Source organism: Lysinibacillus sp. YS11, assembly GCF_002896375.1.
GTDB lineage: Bacteria > Bacillota > Bacilli > Bacillales_A > Planococcaceae > Lysinibacillus > Lysinibacillus capsici.
This window is the reverse complement of the sequence record NZ_CP026007.1, coordinates 3,242,400-3,266,606: the sequence shown is the minus strand read 5'-3', so window position 1 is coordinate 3,266,606 and position 24,207 is coordinate 3,242,400. Positions and strand designations below refer to the sequence as shown.

Sequence of the window (24,207 nt, the reverse complement as noted above, 5' to 3'; positions counted from 1 at the left end):
ACAATGGCACGTATGCGTGTTATCGGTTCATCTTTTGATAAAGGATACCGAGACGATTTAAATTATAATTTCGGGCTGTTAGAAGCCTTAATTGTTGAAGTCAATGGTTTGACCGATAACTTGAGAGAGGAAATGCTTGAAAAGATTTATAACCTACAGCAACAAATTGATATGCTGACTGGTGAGAATATCGGGGAATTACTAGAGCGCCTAAACGATTCCATTCAACAAGCATTAACTGCCGCACAAGAGGCTAGAACAGCTAAAACAGCAACAGAAGAAGCGACAGCTTTAGCTACAACAGCCACAGAGTTAGCAAATGCTAGTTCATTGCTTGCAGAAGAAAAAGCTAATTATGCCAACGAAAAAGCTGTACTCGCTCAAGAGGCAGCAGATAACGCCAATCAAGAGGCTTCTAACTTGTCGCAGTTAAAGATTGATGTTGTACAGGCTACACAAGATGCAAATACAGCTACTGGTAACGCAAATCAAGCGACGCAAGCAGCGCAAACAGCTACTGATGCAATAAATGTAGTTTTACCAAATGTAACAGGGTTAGTGAATCTAAAGGAATGGTCCATAGAAACACAGTACAAAAAGAACAACTTCGTCACTTTAGAAGGTAACGGTTATATGGCCTTACGTGACAATAAAGGTGTTAAACCACCTTCATTTCCTGTCCTGTCAAATGCTGATTGGGCGATGTTTGTTCAAAAGGGAGAGAAAGGTGAGCAGGGTACAGGGGTAAGGATTTTAGGAACTCTGCCAGATGAAAGCTCTCTGCCTCCAATCGGGGAGCCAGGGGATGCTTATTTAATTAATGGGAACTTATATGTTTGGTCAGATACCACAAACGACTGGACTAATGTTGGTACCATCAAAGGTCCTAAAGGAGATACTGGACCTCAAGGACCAGAAGGACCTCAAGGGCTACCAGGTAAGGACGCTGATCTAACTGAAGTTAATCAAGAAATAGCAAATATAAAGCAAACAGTCACTGACAATCAGCAAGTAGTTACTGAACATTTGGGACAAATTGCAACTACTGAAAAGTTAGGGCATATAAAACCAGATGGTGAAACAATCACTGTAGACCCAGTTACAGGCGTAGCAAGTGCGACTGTTGCCAATATTGATACTAAAGCTTACTCAGGCGACCTTAACAACTTGACGGAGAACGGATACTACTCTGTTCCAGCAAACACGCCTAACGCTCCGACTTCTTCGACACCGTGGCTGGTAGAAGTGGCAGTATCTGCTGACGCTACCTATGTAGTCCAAACGGCTCGTCATGGAGGTAGTAATAACTTACGTGAAAACGTGTTTCAGAGGGTAGCAGTGAAAGATGGTTCAGGTCAATTCATATGGGGCACAGTTACCAGTGGTATGTCAGGATACTTAGGTAACTGGAAAATAGTTAGTATGAATATTTCAGATGCTATTGATTCAGAAACACCGTTGACGGGAGCTTCATCTAAAGCAGTTAAACAACTTAATGATTCAAAGGCAAACAAAATACAAGAGACCTCATTTAGTCCTTCCCTTCAAAATGGTTGGCTTGCTTCGAGCACTCCAAAATTATATAAAGATGAATTTGGAGTGGTACATTTAACAGCAGAAATTCACAGTGGAACAACAGCATCTGGTACTACCATGCTTACATTACCAGTTAACTATAGACCAAATAACTTAAGTAATATTGTTTTTATGGGTATTACCTATGCAAATAACAGTGGAACCTCACCAGTTAGCGCTATTAACTTCTTCGTATCAAATGGTGAATTTAAAACGTTATATACGGCACAAAAATATGTCTTAATAGACATATCATTTAGGGTTTAAGTAACTAATAAGGAGGATAAACAGTGTTAAAACAAGTGTATGAAATTGATATTAACGGACATATTGCTGAAATTTATGTAGCTGAATTTGATGAAAGTGGTAATCCAGTGGAGGAGTTAGCTAAGGATAAAATTGTAAAAGACCCACCTCATGGTTTATATCGCGCCAAGTGGAACGGTACAGAATGGGTCGAAGGTGAAACACTAGAAGAAAGAGCTGAACGTGAATCTCAACTATTATTAGAATCTCTAAAGCCTTCTCCATCACAAATAGCTGATTCAGAATTAGAAATTAAGATACTAACCACTCTTACTGAATTGGGGGTTATACAATGACAGAAGAAAAACACCTAGAAGGATTGACGTTAGTACAAAAACGGTTGGTTAAAGCTTATGCTACAAGCGTCATGGGTGAAGTAAGGACGGTTGCAGAAGTTAAACCAACAGAATTACAGCACTATGTAAAGTTGGAAATAGCAGAGCGTGAAATTGCTGTATTAGTAAATGAATAACCGAAGATTTCCATACAGCTGTTGTGGATTACATTTTAGAATACTGAAGGAGTATAAATGCAGTCGTTGACTAGCGCTATTTTTATTTACTACTAAAGAAGGAAACAGTTACTATTTGACGAATTAAGGTAGTAATAAAATGCATAGAGGGGATTTATTATTTTGGGCGATACAGCATATAAGGTTTATTCTAGTTATCTAGATGATAACAGTTATTTTACATTATCTAAAACTTCTAGTTTACATGTAGTTTGTAAAAGTGAAGGTAAATTAATTTACGATGACTATGTTGATGTGAAATTAACTCACAATGAGATGGATGGATATTTAGGAGTAAGTATATTCTGGGATGAATATGAAAATACAGTAGGGGGGTTATTTTCTAATAGATACTATGAATTGAAATTTTACGCATCTGCAGAAAAATTGCATATCAATGGTAAGAATCAATACGGTGCAACAATTAGTATTATTGTGTCATTACCACCAAGATTAAGAATTTAGGATTATTAAGACAGGAGTCTGTTTATTACTTATTTGTTCCATAGAAAACGCAAGCAAAGGCTTAGCGTTATTCTTTTATGATATACTTTTTATTGGAATGCAATATTATTTCTATTAGGGGTGTATCTAATGGTTACAGCAGTTGAATCATTAAAACGTTTAGAAAACACATATTTTTCTATGTCAAAATCACTTGTCAAATTAAAAGAAGCATTATCAACTGGAAGAGATAATGAAATATATTATGAGTTAGGTAACACACTACAGTGGATGATGATTGCAGAAGAGTGGATTTGGAAGAACGATGAAACTTTCTTTCACAAAACAAATAGACATGCAGACGGAAAATTATTGAGAGGATTAAGACATGCTTATAATTTAGTTAAACATGATTATATGTGTATCCAATCTCATACAACTAAAGTAATTCCTAAGTTTTCTTTCCCATTTACCATTCCAGAAGAAGGTATAGAATTTGGAGAAATACAATTTGTTTGGGCGAAGAATGAAGAATTCCAAGGAGATAGTCCAAAACAAAGGGATACCTATCATACCTTCTTAGTTAATGTGAATATTATGGAGACAATCGAACAAGTAAAACCTTATCTTGAAAATGAAATAAGAAAATATATTGGATGATTTTTAAATCGCAAACATTTAACAGTCAAGAGTACTATTTTCATTTGATAATTTAAGTGTTCCATATTGTTCAGTAAACGCTACTCAAATGAGTAGCGTATTTTTATTGTGAAAGAAGGTGATGCGATGCTATCAATCACTAACTATGAAGGTACTCTTACAGAAGCTTTGGTATGCAAAGGTAAGCCAGTTGTAAGAAAAAACATTGATGGAGTATTTGAACTGACCTTAGATGCAAGTGAACGTGATAACCCTCATTCATTTCAACTGATCACAGAGGAAAGTATCATCGATGCTGGAGGCTTTCAATTTAGGATAAAGCAGCTACAACGAAAATCGAGAGGAAATGTGAAGTCAGTTCTTGCACAGCATATCTTTTTTGATAACATCTGGCGCAGGCAAGAGGGCACCAACGGAGGGCATAAAACCTTTAATGAATTTGCCACCTTTGCATTACGTGATACAGGTTGGACCTTCACGAGTGGTTTTAATGAAGATGGCTTTATAGATGCTTTTGGTAATGACAATATCGTAAAATTAGTAAATCAAATATGTGAAGCATTTGAATGTGAATATGAAATCACTTCAAACAGCAACATCCATTTTAGCAAAATGCTTGGCCCAGACAACGATTTCATCTATCAATATGGTGACAATATCGTTGAACTATCTAAATCAGTGAATACGGACAATCTAAGGACGCGTATCAGTGCTAAAGGTAAAGATAATCTAGTTGTACGATACACGTCACCACAGGCTGCTAAATGGGGTATTCGTGATGCCGATGACATGAACGATGAACGTTTTTCAGATTCAGAGAATTTGATGGATAAAGCGCGAAAGTCGTTAAAAGATCAACCAGAAATATCAATTGAGTTGGATTCGATAGAGTTACTGGATAAACAGCTTGGGGAACGTATATGGCTCATTTACGAGCCCTGGGATTATGAAATGCAGACTCGTATTTTAGAGGTCACTCAAGTAATCGATGAAGAAACAGATGATTTTAAGACTGTGGCCGTTGTGATCGGTAATGCTCTACCTCAAACATTATCAGATGAATTAACTGAAACACAGGAAATCTTAAACGAATCAATAAAAGAGTATCGTTCCGCAATTACTCAAACTGACTCACATATACGATTAGAAGTTGAGCGTATAGATCAAAGTATAGCTGCTATTGATATTAAAGCTGACAACATTAACTTGAGCGTGAACAACCGTATTACTAACGAGGTGGCGCAACTCAACATCAGAGCTGACAGCATAACCGCAGAGGTTTCTAAGGTTGAAAGAAAGGCGGATAGTACACAGACGCAGGTATCGTCTTTGTCTATCGAGGTTGGTCAAATATCAACAAGAGTGTCTAATGTTGATTCAAGATTAGGGACAGCTGAAAGTAGTATTACGCAACAGGCATACCAGATTACTCAAAAAGTAAGTAATACTGATTACAACGGTAATACAATAGCCTCATTGATAAATCAAACATCAACAACGATTACGATTCAGGCTTCTAAAATCAGTTTGGTTGGTGCTGTAAGTGTTCTTTCTGATATAAGTGGGAACTTAGGGACGATTTATGCCGGAAGGATAGAAGGTGCCACAATTGACATTAGCACTGATGCTACGGTAGGGAATAATTTATATCTAGGAAAATATGGTGGTGGTTCTAAATCGGTTGTATTCGGTTCAGGTTCCGTTATCCAGTACACAGGTAGTTACCTTGAATTATCATCATCAAACGTAAGACTGAATGGTACTAGCAATGAAATGAATGGTCAGAATACGATTTATGGTTCCTTATATGTACCACAAACAACATCAGTGTCAGGGCTAGCTCGTGCTAATTCATCAGGTATAGGTATCTCGTATTCGAATAAAAGGTTATATGTGCAAGTCAACGGCACGACACAAGGGTATGTCGATTTAACATAATTCAACTTTAAAGGAGATTGATATCATGGATTATCAAGTACAACTAAACAACGGACAAGCAATTAACTTAACGAATGCGGAGTTTGATACATCTGCATTTACGGCTACACTCAATGATCAAAAAATTAATTTTGTAAATATCGGTGGAGCTATCATTAATAAACACATCATAGTTAGTGTGTTACCGACATCAGCTACAGAAACAGAAACGCAAGCATAGGCTTAGCGTTATTTTTTATGGTTTCTTTATGCTGTGAGAGCAATATCGAGATGGGCAACGGTTCATGATACTGAATCTCAATGCGTCTCATGGCTTTTTATTTACACAAAAAAGGGCAAAGGTCGTGGATAAATGGAACAATCATTCAAATTTTTACTTAGCACAGTAGGCGGAGTAGTATCGTGGCTTGTAGGCGGTTGGGGCTTATTAATGACAGTATTACTAATTCTTAATGCAATCGATTTTTTATCAGGTATGGCGGCTAACTGGGGAACGATTAATAGTAAGCGCGGCTATCAAGGAATCATTAAAAAGGGCATGATGTGGGTTTGGATTGTAGTAGCAAATCTAATCTATTTAGTACTACAAGATCAAGGCTTTTCAATCGGACAAATTATTCCTGATGCCGTGGTACTAATGTTTATTTTGAACGAATTAGTGAGCTTAGGAGAAAATTCAGCAAAGCTAGGTGTAGACATGCCAGCGCCAGTAAAAAAGGCTTTAGAAATCTTTAATGCTAAGGAGGAAAAAGCTAAATGACATATGCATTTAAGCAGACCTTATTACCTTCAAGCAAATACTCTATCAAGGCGCCATACAACATGGCGCCTCAATATATTACTGTTCACAACACAGCCAATGATGCTCCAGCTGCTAACGAAATTGCTTACATGATTAATAACAATAATCAAGTATCTTATCATGTTGCTGTAGATGATAAAGAAGTCATTCAAGCTATTCCTTTCAACCGAAGTGCTTGGCATTGTGGAGATGGTGGAGGTAGTTCGGATCCTAAGGCATCAAAGAAAGGCAACCGTATTTCTATTGGAATAGAAATCTGCTACAGCAAAAGTGGTGGTGTTCGTTATGGAATGGCTGAAGAAAATGCAGTTCAGTACATTGCAAAATTATTGAAGCAATATGGCTGGGGCATTGAGCGAGTGAAGAAACATCAGGACTGGAACGGTAAGTATTGTCCGCACCGTATATTGGCAGAAGAACGTTGGACTAGTTTCTTGAAACGGATTGAAGAAGCAATGAAGCCAATGGAAATACAAAAACCAAACGAAAAGGATGATGAAGCAATGAGATTCACAAACGAGACAACTAAAGCTGCTGTACGTGACTACATTAAACAGGCCGTAGATAAACGCAAGATTGATAAAACGTGGCTTGATAAATTCGATGCTGGTATGTTAACAACTGGAGATTTTGAAGGGTTGAAAATCATTATTTCACAAAGATAAAATCTATTAAATAATGAAATGACCAGATATTTTCAAATATCTGGTCTAGATTTTAATTATAAATACATGGTTAAATTGCTAAAAATAAGTAAATAGTGGTATTATGTCTCTAATAAATAAAAAAAAGATACATTTACCCGAATGTATCTTTGGTGTTGCTATAGAAATTATCCTAAATAAGATTATATCATGTTTTTGATGATTTGTCGATTCTATGGCCACCTGTTAAGAAGAGAGGCAGGATAAAATGGCAAAATTCAATAATATTCCAAAGAAATATTTAAATCAATTTGCAAAATTGAATAAGGTTACTTCAAGATCAAAATTCCCTGAAGAAATTGAAGAAGAGTTAATACAGAAAGGGAAAGAAGAAGAGTTGATATATTTAAATGAGCAATTTAAATTTCCAACTAACTATCTATCTATATGCCAAGTCGAATCCAATTTCCCGGAGAAATCCGAAACGCCTGAAAAATTCATTAGTACCCTTGTAAACGAAGGCATAATATTGAATTCACAAATAAACACAGAATGGCAACCTCCTCTAACCCCGCAAATAAAAATTTGTGCAATTAGACATGAAGGTAGTTCTGTATATATTAAATTAGTAGAAGAACGAGTTACTACTAGAAAATCGGGTTATAATTCAATAACAACTTCATATGCATTTCTTACTTCTATGGTTATTCATTTTGGGCCTGAAGAGTTGATTGAACTTCGTTGTTCCCCAAAAGATGCCAAGAAATATATTGAATACATCCTGAAAGTAATGGGATTTGCGGCACCATATAAATTCTTCATGGTACCTAAACTAACAAGGGCTGCTGCAGACGAATTGTGCGCATTGTTATCTGCTGGTGTAGCATCAAAGCAGATTTCCTTACCTTCAACTGTGGGTAGCTTGAAATTTAATGCAAAAAAGAGTATAAATTTAGATAACGATAAGGAATTTAAATCCATAACTGCTGCAATTGAAGAATTAGGTTTACCTACAGACGATACCATGGATATTCAATGCTTTTACTCATATACTGATCAAAAAACCAATATAGTTGTAGAAGTGAAGTTTGAAGTTAATATTAAGTCTAGTTACTTTAAGTTTACAGCTGCGGTTCCAGAAGTGGTTGTGGACCATGTATTAGATACGTTGGTTATCGTCAATAATGGTAATGTTCTGACTACAACAGAAGAGCAAGTTAAACAAGCTTAGTAAATTTTAGGGGGGATTTTGAATGGTTTTATCTTACTTGGATATAAATGAAATTTTAAGTCGATGGGCATCAAAATCTCCACCTGTAATTGATTTTACTGTTGAAAATGTACTATATGCTCTAAATTTGGATGATAGTTATTACGAAAAAGTATATAAGTATTTAATGAGTAAAAATGGCTTCGAGGTAATAGCAAAAAAAATCTTACTTTGTCCTAATAATCATAAATGTGATGAATTCTTACTAAATGAACCAATTGATGATGAGTATTTTGACTGTTATTCTTGTGATGAAAATGATTTTGAGCCTGAAAATTTCTTATTAGCATTCTCATTTACAAATGATTTTATTAAAGATGCTTTAAAAAAAAGAACCAAGTGATCCAGATGAACCAATTGAACCAAGAGTATTCAATGGTTTAGGTAATAATAAGACCATAGCTGAATTAATTAGAATGGGATTATTAAAAGATGAAGGGAGCTCAGTTTTTATCATGGTAAATAATGACAATAGAAAGTTTACAGTGAATAGTTCACCAAACTCTGCAATTAGTTTAGGAGATAACTCTACTAACATAGTAAATAACAACAATAATGGGGTATCAGAAGACTTATTAATGCAATTGTTTAAAGAAATTGATGCTTCCGAATTAAAAAGTGATGAAAAAAGTGAATTGAAAGAATTAGTAGAAGCTGCACAAGATGCAAGTGAAGCTGAGAATCCTAAAAAATCAGTAATTAAAAGCATGATAGATGCATCAAAAGGTATCATAGATACAGTAACTAACTCACCATCTTTAATCGAAGCATATACTAAATGGGTTAGTTTTTTACAAAATCCTCCAACACTTTAATCAGAATTGTAAGGTACAAGAATGACCAAGACAGCTAAACGCCGTCTTGGTCTATTTTGATTTCATTTAATATTTGTTTACGTTCTAAAATTAACTCCATAAACTCGTCTAAATCTTCCTCTAAAGCATGATTTTTAATAAAACTACGTGCCCTTGATCGCGCACTAATATATTTTGAACGCTCTTTGTTCTTCTCCTGCCAACGTTTATTAGCTTCAGTCTGCGAATTTTTCTCCATTTTAACCCTTCCTTTTTTTGAAATACACTACAACATTTAATATGACCAAGATCAAACAAAGTGAGTAAATGACAATCATAGATACATCAAAGAAGCCCGGTTGTTTCCAATTCACCATATTAATCAAAGCGTAAATAGCGAATGCAAAAGCAGCTACATATCCGATATTTTTCATAATACAATGGATGTGATAAGATTATAGGGAAGGAGGGGCTAACCTCCTTCGCTTTGGCTATTTGCGACGTTTCTTCTTGGTAGAGGGGCGTCGCTTTTTATTTTGCTTACCTGTTCGCATGTCTTGAATATTTTTTGCTGAGCCTGTCAGTAAATTAATTACTGTAGCGACTGCGACTAGATAAGCTAAAACCTTATCATAATCCACTTTGTTCACCTCCTTTCTATACTTTAATTATACTAGTACTAGTATATATAGTCAACACAATATTCCATTTATTTTCCTGTAAATTAGGAAGGGATTTAACTTAATATGTAGAAATATCTGTAAAAAGGGGTGTGGATAATGAATTACGATATAATTGTACCAGTTAAATTTCTATTCAAACGTAAGCCTGACAATGTACCAATTATAGGTTTATCAAGCTTGCATTTAACACACGAAGAACATGATGCACTAACAGATGATATGGCTCTAAAACTTTTAAGGGAACAGGGTTACAACGTAATCAGAATGATCCAAAGAGATGAGAATATTATAGCTGTCAATTTCAAAGAAAGAATTTGAAGGTTATCAAATATGATAGCCTTTTTTATTTCCAGAAATTTTATCTTGTCAAAATACAAACATCTGTTCTATTATGTATACAAACAAGTGTTCTTGTATAAATTATAAATGGGGAACATTTCACGTATTAGGAGGAAACATTGATGAGAGAACAACTGGTTAAAGCTATGCAGCGTAATCAATTAGTAAACATGATGTATGTATCTAAAAATGGGTCTATAACAAAAAGGCGAGTTAAGGTTATAAAAATCGTTGGTGATTCATTTCAGGCATTCTGTTTCATGAGACAAACAAAGCGTACATTTTTAATCAGTAGTGTTCTTGCTGTTGTTCCAGTTGTTTATAAGGAGCGTGGCGTTGTATGAACTACGAGAATATGCCGAATCGACCAATCATTTGTATCGATATGAAAAGCTTCTATGCCAGCTGTATCGCCATGCTAGAGGGGTTGGATATACTAAAGGACCCAATTGCAGTTGTCGGCAATTTTAGTCAACCAGGTAGTGTGGTGCTGGCTGCATCACCAGTCATGAAAGAACGATTCAAAATTAAAACAGGGAATCGACGCTACGAAATTCCCAAACATCCTGACATTAAACTATTTGAGCCAAAAATGAGCTTCTTTTTGCAAATGTCAATGACCATCACAAAACTTATCGCTAACTATGTACCTGTGGATGCTATACATGTTTATAGTGTGGATGAAAGCTTTGTTGATTTAACAGGTACTGAAAAATTGTGGGGCACAGCTGAAGAAACTGCCAAAGAAATTCAGCGAGCTATACTTGATCAATTTAATATACAAAGTGCTATAGGTATGGGTCCTAACATGTTAATGGCTAAATTAGCGTTGGATTTAGATGCTAAAAAAACAGGCTTCGCTAAATGGACTTATGAGGACGTACCAACAAAGTTATGGCCTGTAAGACCTTTGTCAGAAATGTGGGGCATAGGTAAGCAGATGGAAGCTAATCTAAATAAGATGGGCATTCAAACGGTTGGTGGATTAGCTAATGCTGATTTAGATGAATTAGAAAAGCAGTTTGGTGTTATGGGCAATCAATTGTATCATCACGCATGGGGAATAGATCTGTCTAAACTCGGTGAACCTTTAGTCAAGAATCCTTCACTAAGCTTTGGAAAAGGGCAAATGCTGATGAGGGACTATCACACTCGTAATGAAATATCAGTAGTACTTTTAGAGATGTGCGAGGATGTGATGAAACGAGCACGGGATGCAGGTTTTGTTGGCCGCACCATCAGTCTTGGCTTATCATACAGTCGTAATGCAATGACAAAAGGATTCCATCGTTCTAAAACAATCAAGGTGCCAACTAATGAAACACTTGAAATGTATAAAGTCTGCATTGAATTACTCGATGAACATTTTGCTGGAGAACCAGCGCGCCAGTTATCTGTCCGTATTTCCAATCTAGATCGCGAGCACAGTATCCAATTAGATTTATTCGATGAGCGAAAACCTCAGAGACAATTAATTGGCCCTACCATGGACGCCATAAGGAATAAATTTGGGGCTACAGCATTATTACGAGCCGTGTCATATACAAGTGCTGGTACAGCTATTGGACGTGATCGCTTACTTGGTGGGCATTTAGCGTAAGGAGTGATTTAGATGATAAAAGACAGAGGTAATATTAAGTGGGCATCCATGATGATGCCTGAACATTTGGATGGACTTAGGGATTACAAAAAAGGCTTCACAGAGCAGCCTAGAGAACTAGCTGATTGGGAACTCGAAGAAATACAACAAACAATTGATCAAGCGTATAGTCAACAACTAGACATTAAATTAGAAGTATGGAAAGACAACAGAATCATACAATGGACTGGAACTATCAAAACAATTAATTTTAATACTAATGAACTCTTACTTGACACACTACTTAAAACAAAACGAATTTCAATTCAAAACATACAGTCAGCTCAATTAGAAGCTGATTATTATGATTAAACCTGACCAACGCCAGCTTTTACACAAATACTTACTAATTGAACTAGCAGTGAGGTCCTTACAGATTGATTATCAAAAAACAGAGCAATTTAAAATGAAAGTTGTATTTCTTCCGCTGATGGATTCCCTTTTAAAAAATTTGCGCCAAGAATATTTTGATCTCAAAAGGCAACTGGCGCAACAAAAGATACGGGTCATAGGATGGACTAATGTAGATGAATATTTCAGTGACGTACAAATAGCAACAGCTGGTAATGATGTTGTACTTAGGTATGCAAACCAAGCGTTGAAGACCCAAGTGGAAAAGTTGTTGATTAATCATATTAATAAGAAGATGAAATTGTAATTGCCATCAATCCCTTGATTTACATGTATTCTTGTCTTAACTAACATGAGATAATGTAGATTAAGGAGGGATATACAATGTTATTTACTCCAATAAAACCAATGTTACTTCAGATGGGTAACAACAATGAAATAGATGACAATCCTGAATGGATTTACGATATAAAATGGGATGGTTGGCGCATCCTTTTGCATAAAGAAGGGGATAGAGTCGAGGCTTTTACCCGTCATGGTAATAATGTGACAGCTAAGTTTCCTGAACTTCAAGAGGTTGGCCGTTCAATTCAGTCACATACAGCAATTATTGACTGTGAAGGTGTAGTTCTTCGAAATGGTGTATCTGTATTTGATGATTTTGCATTCAGGGGCAGACTTTCTAATACGAGTAAGATTCAGCAGGCTACTTTAACTCACCCAGCTACATTCATTGCTTTTGATGTACTAGCGACTGATAAAACTCATACAAACAAGCCATTAGTTGAGCGTAAGGAAATACTGTCGTCGATTATTGAACCATCAAGCAATTTACTTGTCACACCATCAATTGGGGGCAACGGTAGCAATATCTTTCAGTTAACTAAAGAACGTACCATGGAGGGTATTGTAGGTAAGCGAAGTAATTCAACATACAAAACTAATCATAGATCGCATGATTGGTTAAAATATAAACACTTTAAAATCATAGATACTGTTATCTTAGGCTATAAAGAAAATCCATTTACAATGTTGGTGGGTACTCAAATTAACGGTAAGTACAAACCACTCGCAAATGTAGAATTTGGATTAAAGCCAGAAGAAAAAACTGCATTCAGAGAAATAGCTAAACAAATCGTTACCAAAGTAGAACGAGATATGATGTGGGTGGAACCCATACTGTGCTGCAAAGTTCAATATCTTGAGAAAACAAATACTGGGTCACTACGAATTGTATCCTTTAAAGGATTTAATTTTGATAAAGTACCTGAAGAAATATACTAAAAACCAGGAACTCGAATGAGTACCTGGTTATTTTTTTGCTTATATAGAGTTTTGATAGATATTAACTGGAATAATTATGTATTTTTTACAGAGTTTTAGGCATCATGGAAAGCCTATTATTAAGATGTACCAATTAAACAACACAAGGAGGAAATTATTTATGTCAATTAATAATGGAAATACTGATTTTAATTTAAGCGTTTCACAAACAGGCGAGAAGAGTTTAAAAGTATCATGGAGTCGTAGTGGTGGTATTGGTTATAATGGTCGTATCGACGTCCAACGTCCTGGTGATGGTCAAATTGTTTATTCTAAGACATATAACCAAGATGTTAAAAAGGGATCTTTCACATTTGAAGTTCCGTACTTTGGCGAATATAAAGTTCATATTAAGTCTAACAATGGTCAAACATACGACTTTATTTATCGCAATGTATTCTTAAAAGCTGTAAAGGAAAAGAAATACACATACAAAGCAGCGGATGTGAAAAAGTTGAAGATGGTGAAATGTTCCTATTAGGAGTTATCACAGGTATTGGAATGTATGCTGCGATGTTGGGTTCTGTTATTTCTATATACTTTGGTACAAGACAAGCTGCATCAACAAAAATTACATTCCCTAAACCACGAGTAGGTGATACTCTGACGACAACCTATACACCTGTTATAGGGGGGTACAAACAGTAGTCAAGTTTGTTCAAAAACCTTATAAAGATAAATTTGGTAATTCATTTAGTGGTGGTACTTACACTTCAGCGCCAACAGTTGCTAAATATATCACTTATCCAAAATAAATAAAAGAAAAGCACTTAATGATTAATTAAGTGCTTTTGCTTTTTTTAATCGATTAAAATTAAAAGCTATGTCAATAATCAAAATTATAAAAAGTACAATAGAACCATTTAAAGTTATTGAAGGTAGAGGTAATATTACATCTCTAATCAGTATTAACCAAATAGTTGTTGATATTATAACGAATGAATCTAATAAAATAACCATTAAATGTTTATGCTCTTTAAAAATAAAATTAAATACTATTAACCTTACTAAAATTGGTGTGGTTAAGAAGTAAAACGAATAAATCTGTGTTATTTGTTCTGGGCTCACATTATCTCTCCCTTAAATGTAAAAATTTGAAAACAACATTAAGTATACAGTATAATAAAGTTGAGTAAAAGAGAACCTATGTTCTCGTGGAGGTGGTTTGCATGGAGTATGTAGAGTTATCTAAATCAATAATGGAATTGGGCTTTCCAGTTGTTGTTTCTACATTTTTACTTGTTAAATTGGACAAGAGTATGAAAAACATAGAAATTGCTATTGTTAATTTAACAAATGAACTTAAGAACTCAAGATCCAGGAGTAAGGGCTAAACAGAGGCTAAATCAAAAAGGGCAAACATATAGGGCAAGGGGAAATTGGATATGAAAACGAACGCTCGTGAAGTTGATAAATTAGTAGAAGAACATCTAAAAATGTACCCTTACATTAGTAAAGAAAGAGTAGGGGAATTGACTATAGATCAAAGAATAGCAATATGTATTGATGAATTGTTAAGCATATTGCCAGAAAAAGAAGTTGCATTTATAAACTATAGGTACATAAATGGGTGGACAATAGTTAAGGTAGCCCAAGAAATGAATTACAGCCAGCAGATGATTTATGTTATTCGAAAAAAAGTGCTGATGAAAATCTATCTTGGAATAAGTCATTTACTTAATAACGAGGAAAAGTGTGTGATGAAAGAACGTTAGTCATAGAGTTTGTCAAAGAATCAATTTGCCTATTTGGCTATTTTTTTATCATTGTAAAAGAACGTATGTTCTTATCATTGAGTATATCTTTAAAGAAGTTTAAAATGGCATCTAAAAAAATCTGTCTGAGAAAAGGATGTTAGAATACTTTCCTGGTGGTGGAGGATTGTAAATTGATTACGATTTTTGTTTTAAAAAAACTGCTTCAATTAAGGAAGCAGTTAACAAAAGATTGTTGACTTATAACAAAGGATTGTTAGGAGTGATTAAAAAAATTTCTATGATTTCTTAAGACTTTGAGATTCAAACTATCAAGATAGAAGAGGTTAAATATAGTAAACAATAGTAGATTTTTTATTGTTCATTGGGATTGAATTCAACCGAAACTACAGTTCCAATAAATTCTATATCTTTTAAATCGTTTATTATCATAGGAGGGATTTCGGAATTCTCAGCCTGCAAAGTTATACTATCACCTTGTAAAAATACACGTCTAATATAAATTTCTTCTCGATAAACTAGAGCATAAAGTTTTCCAGATTCAATATTATCTATATTTTCACTTTCTTCTGACTCAGTTTCAATTAGTTTTATCAATACTTTGGAACCTTTGTTGATCTTTACATTTATCATACTATCATCGTGATAAATGATATAAATATATTCACCAAAAGGAATTTTATTGGCTGCAATCCATTCATGATAGGCTTCATCTTTAATGGTATCCCAAACTTCAATGCGACTAAGAGGTTTTTCTGTATAGATTTTAATTGTCTTTTCTATACTGTCAGATGGTACTCCAGTAGATAAACCTATATCTTCAAGAAAATCAGGGCGTGCTACAATCATACGATTAAATTTATTTATTATAAAATCTAAGCGATCTTCTATAGGAAGGTTTTTAAGATTTTCATAAATATTTTTCACCTGTTCTAATTGATCTGACTCAGAGAAGAACGAAGCAACTATAGCTGTGTATGTGTCTATCTTGTCAACATAATTAGATATAAGTTCTTGAACTTCTTTAGGTGCTTTTTCTATATAGCCAGCAGTGATTAATTTGTCCGGATCTCCTCCTAAAACTTCAGCTAAAGCTCTATTAACCTTTTCTGACGCAGGGGGTCTTGTACCATTTTTTAATTTGCTTATATAGGATCTATCTATTGGATGATTTTTCTCTTTCATTTGTATAGATATTTCGCCTAAACTCATTTTGCTTTCATCTATATATTTTGAAAGTAAATCTGCATAATTCAAATCGTTCACTCTCCTTAATCATTAATAATAAAGAGTGTTGACATTAAATTCAATAGGTAGACAAGTAAGTCACAAATGGATGTTGACTTATTTGTCACTAGCTGGTACTATTTAGTCAAATGAAAAGAGTGACTTTTTTGTCACTAGTGACTTTGAAAGAGGTGAAAAAGGTGAGTTATCATAAAATAGTTAGTGAATCTATTGCTGAAAAGCAGATGTCTCTAAAGTATATTTCGAAAATGATGAAGAACTATGGGGTTGTTGTAGATCCTTCTTATTTATCCAAACTTAAAAATGGTAAAAAAACGCCAGCAAGTGAAGAAGTTAATAATGCTCTAGCAAAAGTGTTAGACATCGATCCTATGGAATTGAAAGTAGCAGCTTATCGAGAAAAAATCCCAAAAGAAGTTTTAGAAAGATTATTAATTTCTTAGAGAATTGGAGGAAAACTTTTATATGAGTCAATTAAAAGTAGTTTCATTCAACGGTCAATTAGTAACAGATAGTCGAGATGTGGCCGAAATGGTAGGAATAAGACATTCCGATTTATTAGAAAAAATCGGAGGAAGCAAAAAGGTTACAGGATACATTACACATTTAACAAACGGAAAATTCCGTTCGTCTGATTTTTTTATCACACATAACTATACAGATGAAAAAGGAGAAATCCGTCCTTGCTATTTGCTTACACGAAAAGGTTGTGACATGGTAGCCAATAAAATGACTGGAGAAAAGGGTGTTCTATTTACTGCTATGTATGTCACTCGATTTGAGGAAATGGAGCAAGTTTTAAATCATTCTACACAGTTTAACAAAAACGCTGTAGATTTTGAAAAACATCTAATTGGTGTAAAATATGCCACTGAAATATTGCGTGTAGACGAGCCATCAAAAATCAAAATGCTTGAAGCTGCACATAACCAGCACGGCGTGCCAACAAATCATCTACCTGTATATGTTGAAAATGAAGAGTTAAAGAAACCGATTTCCGAATTACTTAAGGAATATAACTTAGGTATAAGCGCAGTTAAGGCAAACAAAATCCTTCTTACCGTTGGAATCCTTGAGATTAAACATCGACCATCATCAAAGGGTGGAAAAAAAGAATTTAAGTCTGTTACAGAAAAAGGAAAATATTATGGCTTGAATGCAATCAGCCCTCAAAACCCAAAAGAAACACAGCCATTGTATTATCCATCTAAGTTTGGTGAGTTAATTCCAATTCTAACAGGCCAAGGTGTATCATAAATGTCTGAAGTAAATAAAAAATCACAATCTAAGCGCCAACTTAGATCGTGATATGAATTTGAGTAACATCTACTCATACATCTTATTGTCTAATAGATTGTAACATATTGATGTTACTTTATGAAGTAGATGTTACTCCCATAGGAGGAGCATATGAATGAAACACAAGACAAACCACGTTCTTTAACATCTTTTACATCAATGTTTGAAGAAATTAGAAACACTCAAGGTATCGATCTATTAAGATACGACTCTCTAGATGAATTCTTAATAGCATTCCTCACAAGTACCGAACAACACTTTAATACAGTACATATACCTAGCGAATTAGTATATGTAAACCAAATATATGAGAAAACGAAAATGGTTTAAACTTAGCAAATCACTTAGGGATTTAGATACCCAATAATTGCTTTTTCTTTGCATCAAATTCTTCCTGAGTTAAGATTCCTACATCTAAGAGTTCTTTTAGTTTAATCAATTCTTCTGTAGGGATTGATGTTGTGGGAGGGGGAGTGACAGTTGCTTGGTTAGTCTCTTCCTCTTCAGCAAGAATTAATAATGAAAGCTTTTCAAGGTCCTTCTTATCACACTTAATGACTAGAGGTACTTTTTCTCCGTTTTCACGCTTTAAGAAAAGTGTGGCTACTGATTTATCTTTCCCGATATTAGCCCCCATGGCTCCAGCTATAGCTCCAGCATTGCCAAATTTACTGCCAATTACTGTCCAACCAACTATACTAGAGGCACTCTTTTGGACATTTTCTACTCGTTCCCATTTCACAAGTTTAAACGTTTCAGCATCATGATAATCAACTGATATCTCCACAGTACCAGGCTTGGCTTGTGCTAACTTATAGCCTGAACCATTTTGTTTTAATTGTTCTTTTCCATTAAGTATTTCTATGTTCATCTTGATTGTTTTCATAACGCGAACAATTTCTCTAGTTTCTGTATCATTCTTTTCACTTGGAGTATCCGAAATGATGCCAAGTTTATCTTGTAGATCTTTTAAGAATCGTTTACCCAAATCATCTGAAAGGATGTTGATTGAAATAGCTTCAGTATTATAGGCAAAGCTTATTTCAGTAGAAGTAATCTTTTTATTGGTAGTAAATTTATGGATATCATTGAAATTAAAGCCGATAAATTTCTTTTGTTTATCAGTAGTTAAAAATCTCTTTGAAGTTAGAACTCCAAGATATTGTTTGAGTCCACCAATACCACGCACAAGAATAGCGACACCTTCTACGATTTCATCATCATCTACTTGTTCACCAATAAGGTTAATCTCTTTTTTGAAATTATTTAAAAGTACCCAACCTTCTGGTTTTAGATATTCTTTTATTTGTTCTACTGCATACATATTTTTATTTCCTCCTTCCTTATAGCTTGTTGGTAATACAATAAAATTGTATCAATATTGGTAAGGGTTGTCAGCACAGCTTATATATTTGCCCAAAATTTGCCCAAACAGAAATAAAACTAGATAAGTAGATAAAAGATTTGTGAACAAGTTTAATATAGAAGCAATTAAAACCGTTATTTTAATAGGCTTATATAAGCTTATATTAATGTATAAATGAGGTACGACAGCCTTCTAAGCCGTCGGTCGGGGGTTCGAATCCCTCCTGGGACGTCAAACAAAGCCTTACAGCCACAACGGTTGTAAGGCTTTTTGTTTTTATGCAAGAATGTATAATTCTTTATTTGGTGCCCAAGAGGTGCCCAATCAATCTTTATCATCAAAAAGTTTATCAAAGTGGGAACTGGCTCGCTGATCCGTTTCTTGTAAAAGATGTCCATAAGTATTCATGATAGTTGTGATATAAGATTGACCTAATCTAGATTGAATGACTTTTGGATGTTCACCAGCATGAGTTAATAGGGTAGCCGAAGTATGTCTTAAATAATGGAACGAATTCTAGGCATATCTAGATTCCTTTTCATAAAACGATCTCACCACTGACTTATTGAATGAGGTCGATAAGGTTTGCCAAACTCATTTGAAAAAAGAAACGTATGCCCTACCCATACTGATTCTCGCTAGCCTCTTCTAGTTGATATTTTTTCCCTGCAGAAGCGTAAATAAATCATTCACAATATCTGAAGGAATAGTAACTACTCGTTTTCTTTTACCTTTTGTTTCTTTTACGATAATCCCATCTCCAGTTAAATTAACTAAAGCTTGTTCTATTAATAAGGTATTGTTTTCTACGTTTAAATGTTTTTCTTCAATGGTAACCAGTTCACCTTGTCGAGCAGCACTTACCACAGCCAGTTCAACTAACAATCGCTTTTTTGCAATCTCTCTATTATTTAACTGTTCAAACAATAATTTAACTTGTTCCTCGCTGTAGGCTTCACCTTCTCCATATTTGAGTTTTGGTAGTTTTATATTTTTACAAGGACTCTCTTCGATTAAAATCCACTCAACAGTTACATTTATAATGCTAGCGAATCACACTTGTAAATATTATGGATAGTGGGAGGGGCTAACTCGCTTTCTTTGCCGTCTAATCTCCGTTTTTTCTTCTGTAAATCACCTACAAAAAACACTACATCTACTTTAATTTGATATCACCAAAAATAGTAAGAATGCGTTTCTCTAAATACGTACAGTTATCATGAAATGATTGTGCACTATAATGTTGTTTAGCATAATTATCTTTCCATCGTGGAAAAAGGTGATTTAATGTAATAGATTCAATATCCTAAAATAAAAATCCTTATTTTGCTTCATTTTTTCTTCAAACAGTATTAATAACAGCATCGCTTCATTTTCGTTTTTGGCTTCTACATTTCTGGTTCTTCTAATACGGCGATATAACCTAAATCTGCGATAAGTATGAATTTATTCTTACTTATTTTTCGTACATATCCCATTGCTAACAGCTCCTTTCAAGAAGAGTACAATTGCTAAAAAAATGATTATTAAAATAATGATTAAGCCTTTTTTGCGCGAAATCGTATTCAACATTAAATAGTAGACAAATTTTATTAATAGCCTTTTCTTCATTTATAGGAAGCTTGATTTTATTTAGCATGAATGTTGGTACACATGCTTGTAGAGCAAAATTATTTGCTTTCCATTCCTGATACTCTCTAAACAAAGGGTGTGTTTTTGTTTGGTTCCCAGAATGTGAGATCACATGGCCCAACTCATGGCAAAATTCTTGCCATTGTTCCCGCTTGGATAAACGTGAGTCTATGTAAATGATGTTGTCATAGCTTACTGAATCGAAAGGTAAGTAAATGACTTTAAAACCAAGTTTAGGACCTATTATTCTTGGATCTAATTGTTTTGGACTGGTCACATTAATGCTAGTGAATAAATCTTTTATGTAATCTTCTAAATGAGTATAAACGAAAGTCATAACATCCCTCTTTTGCAAACATACGTTCTATTTATGTTAACAAAAAAATCCACCAATGAAAAGGTGAATTTTTTAAATGTATGGAAATTGTACTTAAAAATGTAAAATTACTTTTTGTTCTCTTGTTGCTTTTTCCATACTTCGTAATAAACCTCGAATTGTTCTAAAGCATCAAGAATATTTTCCGGTTGGTTCTTGAAAAATAAATTCTCTCTTGTTAAAAAGAAATCAATAACTTCTTTTTGGTATGCACTTAGATTGTAATATGCTTCATCTGTAATGCCAGCTTGTGTATGTAAAGCATTCTTATTTTCAGTTCTACCAAGAAGATAATCTACAGATACATCATAAAAGTCAGCTAATTTACTTAAAGTTTCAAAGTCAGGTTGTGTGGAAGATGTTTCGTAACGAGCATATGTTGATCTATTGATTGTAAGGAGGTCAGTTAATTCTTTTTGAGATAAACCTTTTTCAGTGCGCAATCTTTTTAATATCTCGCCATATTTCATACAGTACGCTCCTTTCTATTCTTTATATTATAGGTGAATTTTTTGCACAATAAATATTTTGTGAAAAAAATACACAAAAAAATAAGTTGACTGTGCAAAAAATGCACTTTATAATTTGTGTAATAAATGCACAAAGGAGGTAATGACATGTTTCATGAAATTATAAAGGGACAACGAAAAGACTTAAATTTATCCCACGAACAAGTTTCTTATATGGTGGGTATTGACCGCTCATATTACACCAAAATAGAGAATGGTCTAAAACCAAGTGTGAAAGTTGCACAAGCCATTGGAAATGTATTAGGTATAGATTGGACCATTTTTTTTGCTGAGAAAAGTGCGGAAAATGCACATATAAAACACAGTAATACAAAGTGGGTTATTATGAAGCAATTACAAAAATTTAATTGAACAGGTAAATATACATTATGTTGTAGTGAAAATGGAAGGTGAAGCAAATCTATTTGACGTTGAGCAATTCGTAAAGTGAAAAGGTAAAGATTATGTTAGTAGGGGACTTACTAAAGTGTATCTTCCAAGTAATTTACCAGATGTGGTAAAAGGTAATTTTTTCTGAAAGCTTGGTGCTTTTAAAGTTATTGCTGAACAGTCCAAAATTGGTTAGTAATTGGGGTTATTCCAGCTATTAGTGAACTGGTTGAAAGACTTGGAAAATTTGAATATCAACAAAAGAAATATAAATGAAAACTAGAAAACATTTCTAAAATTGTTTAACTCAATTCAATCGAATAGAAGGACATGGTTAACGTTATTGTAAACAAAGTTACCTTAGATATAGTAGGGGGTGAACAGTACTTTTGTAGCCATTTAGGACAATGTAAGATACACGTTCTTTGTAACAGTATCTTAAGGAGAATATTAAGAAAGCAGAAGGAGTGATAGCGTGAAAGCTTTAATAAAAGAGAAATTCCAATGGTACTCTCTGTCTGACTAACCTTCTACCTTGATTTTTGGTAGCTTCATAGTATGTGAAGATGTTTATTTCGAAGTTTTTAATGCATGCAATTTTATGGATTATTTGGCTGCTGGATATAGGATATATCAACATACACCATGAGTATTCAGAAATTATTATTTATGTGGAAAAACATTATCATTTTACTTACACAATAAATTCCACTCGTATGCAATAGAAAGGATTAAAAATTTAAAAATTATGATTTAAGGAGATGTGAAGACAAATGGCTAAATACAGACATGTACACACAACATTTTGGGATGATGGCTTTGTATTAGATCTTACGCCAGAGGAGAAATACTTCTATCTGTATTTGATGACAAACAGTAATACAACACAATGTGGCATTTACGAGTTACCTTACAGAGTAATAGAAATGCATACAGGGTACAACCGTGAGACAGTACAAAAGCTATTACAAAGGTTCTTTGAATACGGAAAAATAAATTACAACGAATTAACGAAAGAAATCATGTTAACTAACTGGGCAAAATACAATTTTATAAATTCACCTAAAGTAAAGAAATGTATCGAAAAGGAGCTGCTTGCTGTAAAACATATCCCATTTGTTAAGAGCTATGTTACCTCATTAGAACTGTTCGGATATAGTATCGATAACGTATCAATACTGTTAAATGGATTGAATGAGCAGGAAGAACCCCAGCCTATTAATGATATAGGCTCGATACCATATCAATACTATATCGATACACCTTCTAAAGAGTTTGGGGAAAAAGAAAAACGAAAAGAAAAAGAAAAGAAAAAGAAAAGAAAAACAAAAACAAATAGCAGAAGGTGAAATAATCAGTCATTTGTCAGTTACTGAGGAACAATTAAAATTTCTAATACAATTCTATGATAAAAACATACAAAGAGCTTCTGGTTATATTTGTGAACGTATAGAAGACATGGTACGAAAAAATAATCCAGCGCTTGTTTATGAAGCCATGAAAATTACCGCACTACAACAACCACACAAAGCAATGCAGTATACAGAACGAATTTTAGCAAACTGGCGAAAGGACTTTATAACGAATGTTGAGCAACTAAAGGCCAAGAATGAAAGAGAGAAACAATCTACCCAATATTCTTATCAAAACCTAAATGTCGAAAAGAGATAGTGCCAGAGTGGTTTACCAATCGTAATAATAAAGAAGATTTACCAGCTTCATCTGTTGAATCTAATAACAACACGCTAGATTTTGAAGTGGAGAGACTAAAGATATTAGAAATTCTTGGTAAATAGGGGTGTATGTGCTATAGCTGAAAGCATGATTGGAGTAGGTAAAGATATTAATTGGACGAATAGAATATAAAAATCAAAAGCGCGGTAATTTAATCAGTGGAGGATAAAACTATGTTAAAAGAAAAAACACAACTAAATCGGTACCAACTAGACCAGGCAATTAAGAAATACCATGACAACATGTGTAAGTACATGAGAATGAAGGAAGAATTGGAGTCATTAACAACTGCTGCTTCTACAGTTAAGTATGGTTTTGAGGCAACAATGCCTAAGGCTATTGGAAATAAAAGTGACCCAGTTTATGCTCATGTACAGATGAAAGCTTTACGAGAGGGGCGTATTAACAAGATCCAAAATGAACTGCTATTGGTTCAAAATTTAGCTGATAAAGTAACTGGAGACCTTGAACAGGAAGTACTTTTCTGGTTACTAGAGGGTATGTCATTCCGTTGGATTGGTGCCAAGCTTAATATAAGTCATACTAGTGTTCAGCGAGTGAGGGAAAGAGTTTTAGATATGATGTTGAAGTAACCAAAAAGTAACTTCTTTTCAGAAATCATTAGCTATAATTTAACGGAAATAAGGAACTTTTTTTGT

Annotated in this window: 36 protein-coding genes; 29 read left to right on the top strand and 7 right to left on the bottom strand. The window is 34.2% G+C overall.

Annotated features, from left to right (window positions below):
• Nucleotides 1-3 precede the first annotated feature (3 nt).
• The 12 genes from LBYS11_RS16280 to LBYS11_RS16225 all read left to right on the top strand — a co-directional run bounded on the left by LBYS11_RS16280 (nt 4) and on the right by LBYS11_RS16225 (nt 8,965).
• Nucleotides 4-1,842, top strand: coding sequence for a collagen-like triple helix repeat-containing protein (locus tag LBYS11_RS16280; protein ID WP_103118570.1), 1,839 nt, complete (start codon nt 4-6; stop codon nt 1,840-1,842).
• A 23-nt stretch (nt 1,843-1,865) separates the two neighbouring features.
• Entirely contained in the window at nt 1,866-2,177 is a 312-nt protein-coding gene (locus tag LBYS11_RS16275) for a hypothetical protein (protein ID WP_103118569.1), read from the top strand.
• Nucleotides 2,174-2,353, top strand: a complete 180-nt coding sequence (locus LBYS11_RS16270; protein WP_103118568.1) for a hypothetical protein — start codon at nt 2,174-2,176, stop codon at nt 2,351-2,353. Before LBYS11_RS16275 ends, LBYS11_RS16270 begins: the two co-directional genes overlap by 4 nt.
• Nucleotides 2,354-2,515: 162 nt before the next feature.
• Complete coding sequence (locus tag LBYS11_RS16265) at nt 2,516-2,857, top strand: hypothetical protein (RefSeq protein ID WP_103118567.1); 342 nt, start codon at nt 2,516-2,518, stop codon at nt 2,855-2,857.
• Between the two features lie 129 nt (nt 2,858-2,986).
• The gene (locus LBYS11_RS16260) at nt 2,987-3,496 is read left to right on the top strand and encodes a hypothetical protein (RefSeq protein WP_103118566.1); all 510 of its coding nucleotides are present in this window, start codon (nt 2,987-2,989) and stop codon (nt 3,494-3,496) included.
• Nucleotides 3,497-3,604: 108 nt separating this feature from the next.
• Nucleotides 3,605-5,434 (top strand): phage tail protein, encoded by a 1,830-nt coding sequence (locus LBYS11_RS16255; protein ID WP_158651962.1) that lies wholly within the window; start codon nt 3,605-3,607, stop codon nt 5,432-5,434.
• 25 nt (nt 5,435-5,459) lie between these two features.
• Nucleotides 5,460-5,654, top strand: a complete 195-nt coding sequence (locus LBYS11_RS16250; RefSeq protein ID WP_103118564.1) for a hypothetical protein — start codon at nt 5,460-5,462, stop codon at nt 5,652-5,654.
• A gap of 132 nt (nt 5,655-5,786) precedes the next feature.
• Nucleotides 5,787-6,194, top strand: a complete 408-nt coding sequence (locus LBYS11_RS16245) for a phage holin family protein (protein ID WP_103118563.1) — start codon at nt 5,787-5,789, stop codon at nt 6,192-6,194.
• The gene (locus LBYS11_RS16240) at nt 6,191-6,901 is read left to right on the top strand and encodes a peptidoglycan recognition protein family protein (protein ID WP_103118562.1); all 711 of its coding nucleotides are present in this window, start codon (nt 6,191-6,193) and stop codon (nt 6,899-6,901) included. The genes LBYS11_RS16245 and LBYS11_RS16240 overlap by 4 nt, the downstream gene beginning before the upstream one ends.
• Nucleotides 6,902-7,148: 247 nt before the next feature.
• Nucleotides 7,149-8,111: a hypothetical protein gene (locus tag LBYS11_RS16235; protein WP_103118561.1), complete on the top strand. Its 963-nt coding sequence runs from the start codon at nt 7,149-7,151 to the stop codon at nt 8,109-8,111.
• A 22-nt stretch (nt 8,112-8,133) separates the two neighbouring features.
• Nucleotides 8,134-8,493 (top strand): hypothetical protein, encoded by a 360-nt coding sequence (locus LBYS11_RS16230; protein ID WP_103118560.1) that lies wholly within the window; start codon nt 8,134-8,136, stop codon nt 8,491-8,493.
• 73 nt (nt 8,494-8,566) lie between these two features.
• Nucleotides 8,567-8,965 carry a hypothetical protein gene (locus LBYS11_RS16225; protein WP_103118559.1) on the top strand — a complete coding sequence of 133 codons (399 nt, stop codon included), beginning with the start codon at nt 8,567-8,569 and terminating at the stop codon, nt 8,963-8,965.
• Between the two features lie 34 nt (nt 8,966-8,999).
• Here the strand turns inward: LBYS11_RS16225 and LBYS11_RS16220 are convergent, their stop codons facing one another.
• Together LBYS11_RS16220 and LBYS11_RS23120 are read right to left on the bottom strand one after the other, a co-directional pair.
• Complete coding sequence (locus LBYS11_RS16220; protein WP_103118558.1) at nt 9,000-9,203, bottom strand: hypothetical protein; 204 nt, start codon at nt 9,201-9,203, stop codon at nt 9,000-9,002.
• Nucleotides 9,204-9,435: 232 nt separating this feature from the next.
• Entirely contained in the window at nt 9,436-9,585 is a 150-nt protein-coding gene (locus LBYS11_RS23120) for a hypothetical protein (protein WP_158651961.1), read from the bottom strand.
• A 138-nt stretch (nt 9,586-9,723) separates the two neighbouring features.
• Between LBYS11_RS23120 and LBYS11_RS16215 the strand changes: the two genes are divergently transcribed.
• The 10 genes from LBYS11_RS16215 to LBYS11_RS16165 all read left to right on the top strand — a co-directional run bounded on the left by LBYS11_RS16215 (nt 9,724) and on the right by LBYS11_RS16165 (nt 14,994).
• Nucleotides 9,724-9,945: a hypothetical protein gene (locus LBYS11_RS16215; protein WP_103118557.1), complete on the top strand. Its 222-nt coding sequence runs from the start codon at nt 9,724-9,726 to the stop codon at nt 9,943-9,945.
• 143 nt (nt 9,946-10,088) lie between these two features.
• Nucleotides 10,089-10,310, top strand: coding sequence for a transcriptional regulator (locus LBYS11_RS16210; RefSeq protein WP_103118556.1), 222 nt, complete (start codon nt 10,089-10,091; stop codon nt 10,308-10,310).
• Nucleotides 10,307-11,566 (top strand): Y-family DNA polymerase, encoded by a 1,260-nt coding sequence (locus LBYS11_RS16205; protein WP_103118555.1) that lies wholly within the window; start codon nt 10,307-10,309, stop codon nt 11,564-11,566. Before LBYS11_RS16210 ends, LBYS11_RS16205 begins: the two co-directional genes overlap by 4 nt.
• 12 nt (nt 11,567-11,578) lie before the next feature.
• Nucleotides 11,579-11,917, top strand: coding sequence for a YolD-like family protein (locus tag LBYS11_RS16200; protein WP_103118554.1), 339 nt, complete (start codon nt 11,579-11,581; stop codon nt 11,915-11,917).
• A complete protein-coding gene (locus LBYS11_RS16195) occupies nt 11,910-12,263 on the top strand; it encodes a YhjD family protein (RefSeq protein ID WP_103118553.1) in 354 nt (117 codons plus the stop codon). Before LBYS11_RS16200 ends, LBYS11_RS16195 begins: the two co-directional genes overlap by 8 nt.
• Nucleotides 12,264-12,340: 77 nt before the next feature.
• On the top strand, nt 12,341-13,240 hold the full coding sequence (locus tag LBYS11_RS16190; protein ID WP_233732129.1) for an ATP-dependent DNA ligase: 900 nt from the start codon (nt 12,341-12,343) through the stop codon (nt 13,238-13,240).
• 160 nt (nt 13,241-13,400) lie between these two features.
• On the top strand, nt 13,401-13,760 hold the full coding sequence (locus LBYS11_RS16185) for a hypothetical protein (protein ID WP_103118552.1): 360 nt from the start codon (nt 13,401-13,403) through the stop codon (nt 13,758-13,760).
• On the top strand, nt 13,748-13,927 hold the full coding sequence (locus LBYS11_RS16180; protein ID WP_103118551.1) for a hypothetical protein: 180 nt from the start codon (nt 13,748-13,750) through the stop codon (nt 13,925-13,927). Before LBYS11_RS16185 ends, LBYS11_RS16180 begins: the two co-directional genes overlap by 13 nt.
• 521 nt (nt 13,928-14,448) lie before the next feature.
• Nucleotides 14,449-14,613: a YvrJ family protein gene (locus LBYS11_RS16170; protein WP_103118549.1), complete on the top strand. Its 165-nt coding sequence runs from the start codon at nt 14,449-14,451 to the stop codon at nt 14,611-14,613.
• Between the two features lie 51 nt (nt 14,614-14,664).
• A complete protein-coding gene (locus LBYS11_RS16165; protein WP_103118548.1) occupies nt 14,665-14,994 on the top strand; it encodes a sigma factor-like helix-turn-helix DNA-binding protein in 330 nt (109 codons plus the stop codon).
• Nucleotides 14,995-15,348: 354 nt separating this feature from the next.
• On the opposite strand, the gene LBYS11_RS16160 is transcribed toward LBYS11_RS16165, so the two are convergent.
• On the bottom strand, nt 15,349-16,251 hold the full coding sequence (locus tag LBYS11_RS16160) for a LexA family transcriptional regulator (RefSeq protein ID WP_103118547.1): 903 nt from the start codon (nt 16,249-16,251) through the stop codon (nt 15,349-15,351).
• A gap of 170 nt (nt 16,252-16,421) precedes the next feature.
• Between LBYS11_RS16160 and LBYS11_RS16155 the strand changes: the two genes are divergently transcribed.
• The 3 genes from LBYS11_RS16155 to LBYS11_RS16145 all read left to right on the top strand — a co-directional run bounded on the left by LBYS11_RS16155 (nt 16,422) and on the right by LBYS11_RS16145 (nt 17,871).
• The gene (locus LBYS11_RS16155) at nt 16,422-16,685 is read left to right on the top strand and encodes a 6-phosphofructokinase (RefSeq protein ID WP_103118546.1); all 264 of its coding nucleotides are present in this window, start codon (nt 16,422-16,424) and stop codon (nt 16,683-16,685) included.
• Between the two features lie 22 nt (nt 16,686-16,707).
• Nucleotides 16,708-17,499, top strand: a complete 792-nt coding sequence (locus LBYS11_RS16150; RefSeq protein ID WP_103118545.1) for a Rha family transcriptional regulator — start codon at nt 16,708-16,710, stop codon at nt 17,497-17,499.
• A 153-nt stretch (nt 17,500-17,652) separates the two neighbouring features.
• Entirely contained in the window at nt 17,653-17,871 is a 219-nt protein-coding gene (locus tag LBYS11_RS16145; RefSeq protein WP_103118544.1) for a hypothetical protein, read from the top strand.
• Between the two features lie 22 nt (nt 17,872-17,893).
• On the opposite strand, the gene LBYS11_RS23315 is transcribed toward LBYS11_RS16145, so the two are convergent.
• The 4 genes from LBYS11_RS23315 to LBYS11_RS16125 all read right to left on the bottom strand — a co-directional run bounded on the left by LBYS11_RS23315 (nt 17,894) and on the right by LBYS11_RS16125 (nt 21,385).
• Nucleotides 17,894-18,865, bottom strand: a complete 972-nt coding sequence (locus LBYS11_RS23315; protein WP_199768268.1) for an SHOCT domain-containing protein — start codon at nt 18,863-18,865, stop codon at nt 17,894-17,896.
• Between the two features lie 690 nt (nt 18,866-19,555).
• Nucleotides 19,556-19,897: a tyrosine-type recombinase/integrase gene (locus tag LBYS11_RS16135; RefSeq protein ID WP_255409671.1), complete on the bottom strand. Its 342-nt coding sequence runs from the start codon at nt 19,895-19,897 to the stop codon at nt 19,556-19,558.
• A 490-nt stretch (nt 19,898-20,387) separates the two neighbouring features.
• Entirely contained in the window at nt 20,388-20,876 is a 489-nt protein-coding gene (locus LBYS11_RS16130) for an ImmA/IrrE family metallo-endopeptidase (protein WP_103118542.1), read from the bottom strand.
• A 107-nt stretch (nt 20,877-20,983) separates the two neighbouring features.
• Complete coding sequence (locus tag LBYS11_RS16125) at nt 20,984-21,385, bottom strand: helix-turn-helix domain-containing protein (protein ID WP_103118541.1); 402 nt, start codon at nt 21,383-21,385, stop codon at nt 20,984-20,986.
• 147 nt (nt 21,386-21,532) lie between these two features.
• On the opposite strand from LBYS11_RS16125, the gene LBYS11_RS16120 reads away from it, so the two are divergent.
• The 4 genes from LBYS11_RS16120 to LBYS11_RS16105 all read left to right on the top strand — a co-directional run bounded on the left by LBYS11_RS16120 (nt 21,533) and on the right by LBYS11_RS16105 (nt 24,141).
• A complete protein-coding gene (locus LBYS11_RS16120; protein WP_103118540.1) occupies nt 21,533-21,796 on the top strand; it encodes a helix-turn-helix domain-containing protein in 264 nt (87 codons plus the stop codon).
• 791 nt (nt 21,797-22,587) lie between these two features.
• Nucleotides 22,588-23,163, top strand: a complete 576-nt coding sequence (locus LBYS11_RS16115; RefSeq protein ID WP_199768267.1) for a replication protein — start codon at nt 22,588-22,590, stop codon at nt 23,161-23,163.
• The gene (locus LBYS11_RS16110; RefSeq protein ID WP_199768266.1) at nt 23,090-23,485 is read left to right on the top strand and encodes a DnaD domain protein; all 396 of its coding nucleotides are present in this window, start codon (nt 23,090-23,092) and stop codon (nt 23,483-23,485) included. The genes LBYS11_RS16115 and LBYS11_RS16110 overlap by 74 nt, the downstream gene beginning before the upstream one ends.
• Before the next feature lie 323 nt (nt 23,486-23,808).
• Nucleotides 23,809-24,141, top strand: a complete 333-nt coding sequence (locus tag LBYS11_RS16105) for a helix-turn-helix domain-containing protein (protein ID WP_103119098.1) — start codon at nt 23,809-23,811, stop codon at nt 24,139-24,141.
• Nucleotides 24,142-24,207: the final 66 nt, after the last annotated feature.

What these genes read in the sequence shown, in the direction of transcription:
- LBYS11_RS16280 (WP_103118570.1), top strand. Translation starts at nt 4, where the DNA reads ATGGCACGTATGCGTGTTATCGGTTCATCTTTTGATAAAGGATACCGA.
- LBYS11_RS16270 (WP_103118568.1), top strand. Translation starts at nt 2,174, where the DNA reads ATGACAGAAGAAAAACACCTAGAAGGATTGACGTTAGTACAAAAACGG.
- LBYS11_RS16260 (WP_103118566.1), top strand. Translation starts at nt 2,987, where the DNA reads ATGGTTACAGCAGTTGAATCATTAAAACGTTTAGAAAACACATATTTT.
- LBYS11_RS16250 (WP_103118564.1), top strand. Translation starts at nt 5,460, where the DNA reads ATGGATTATCAAGTACAACTAAACAACGGACAAGCAATTAACTTAACG.
- LBYS11_RS16245 (WP_103118563.1), top strand. Translation starts at nt 5,787, where the DNA reads ATGGAACAATCATTCAAATTTTTACTTAGCACAGTAGGCGGAGTAGTA.
- LBYS11_RS16240 (WP_103118562.1), top strand. Translation starts at nt 6,191, where the DNA reads ATGACATATGCATTTAAGCAGACCTTATTACCTTCAAGCAAATACTCT.
- LBYS11_RS16235 (WP_103118561.1), top strand. Translation starts at nt 7,149, where the DNA reads ATGGCAAAATTCAATAATATTCCAAAGAAATATTTAAATCAATTTGCA.
- LBYS11_RS16230 (WP_103118560.1), top strand. Translation starts at nt 8,134, where the DNA reads ATGGTTTTATCTTACTTGGATATAAATGAAATTTTAAGTCGATGGGCA.
- LBYS11_RS16225 (WP_103118559.1), top strand. Translation starts at nt 8,567, where the DNA reads ATGGGATTATTAAAAGATGAAGGGAGCTCAGTTTTTATCATGGTAAAT.
- LBYS11_RS16220 (WP_103118558.1), bottom strand. Translation starts at nt 9,203, where the DNA reads ATGGAGAAAAATTCGCAGACTGAAGCTAATAAACGTTGGCAGGAGAAG.
- LBYS11_RS16215 (WP_103118557.1), top strand. Translation starts at nt 9,724, where the DNA reads ATGAATTACGATATAATTGTACCAGTTAAATTTCTATTCAAACGTAAG.
- LBYS11_RS16210 (WP_103118556.1), top strand. Translation starts at nt 10,089, where the DNA reads ATGAGAGAACAACTGGTTAAAGCTATGCAGCGTAATCAATTAGTAAAC.
- LBYS11_RS16205 (WP_103118555.1), top strand. Translation starts at nt 10,307, where the DNA reads ATGAACTACGAGAATATGCCGAATCGACCAATCATTTGTATCGATATG.
- LBYS11_RS16200 (WP_103118554.1), top strand. Translation starts at nt 11,579, where the DNA reads ATGATAAAAGACAGAGGTAATATTAAGTGGGCATCCATGATGATGCCT.
- LBYS11_RS16195 (WP_103118553.1), top strand. Translation starts at nt 11,910, where the DNA reads ATGATTAAACCTGACCAACGCCAGCTTTTACACAAATACTTACTAATT.
- LBYS11_RS16190 (WP_233732129.1), top strand. Translation starts at nt 12,341, where the DNA reads ATGTTATTTACTCCAATAAAACCAATGTTACTTCAGATGGGTAACAAC.
- LBYS11_RS16185 (WP_103118552.1), top strand. Translation starts at nt 13,401, where the DNA reads ATGTCAATTAATAATGGAAATACTGATTTTAATTTAAGCGTTTCACAA.
- LBYS11_RS16180 (WP_103118551.1), top strand. Translation starts at nt 13,748, where the DNA reads ATGTTCCTATTAGGAGTTATCACAGGTATTGGAATGTATGCTGCGATG.
- LBYS11_RS16170 (WP_103118549.1), top strand. Translation starts at nt 14,449, where the DNA reads ATGGAGTATGTAGAGTTATCTAAATCAATAATGGAATTGGGCTTTCCA.
- LBYS11_RS16165 (WP_103118548.1), top strand. Translation starts at nt 14,665, where the DNA reads ATGAAAACGAACGCTCGTGAAGTTGATAAATTAGTAGAAGAACATCTA.
- LBYS11_RS16150 (WP_103118545.1), top strand. Translation starts at nt 16,708, where the DNA reads ATGAGTCAATTAAAAGTAGTTTCATTCAACGGTCAATTAGTAACAGAT.
- LBYS11_RS16145 (WP_103118544.1), top strand. Translation starts at nt 17,653, where the DNA reads ATGAATGAAACACAAGACAAACCACGTTCTTTAACATCTTTTACATCA.
- LBYS11_RS23315 (WP_199768268.1), bottom strand. Translation starts at nt 18,865, where the DNA reads ATGTATGCAGTAGAACAAATAAAAGAATATCTAAAACCAGAAGGTTGG.
- LBYS11_RS16130 (WP_103118542.1), bottom strand. Translation starts at nt 20,876, where the DNA reads ATGACTTTCGTTTATACTCATTTAGAAGATTACATAAAAGATTTATTC.
- LBYS11_RS16125 (WP_103118541.1), bottom strand. Translation starts at nt 21,385, where the DNA reads ATGAAATATGGCGAGATATTAAAAAGATTGCGCACTGAAAAAGGTTTA.
- LBYS11_RS16120 (WP_103118540.1), top strand. Translation starts at nt 21,533, where the DNA reads ATGTTTCATGAAATTATAAAGGGACAACGAAAAGACTTAAATTTATCC.
- LBYS11_RS16115 (WP_199768267.1), top strand. Translation starts at nt 22,588, where the DNA reads ATGGCTAAATACAGACATGTACACACAACATTTTGGGATGATGGCTTT.
- LBYS11_RS16105 (WP_103119098.1), top strand. Translation starts at nt 23,809, where the DNA reads ATGAAGGAAGAATTGGAGTCATTAACAACTGCTGCTTCTACAGTTAAG.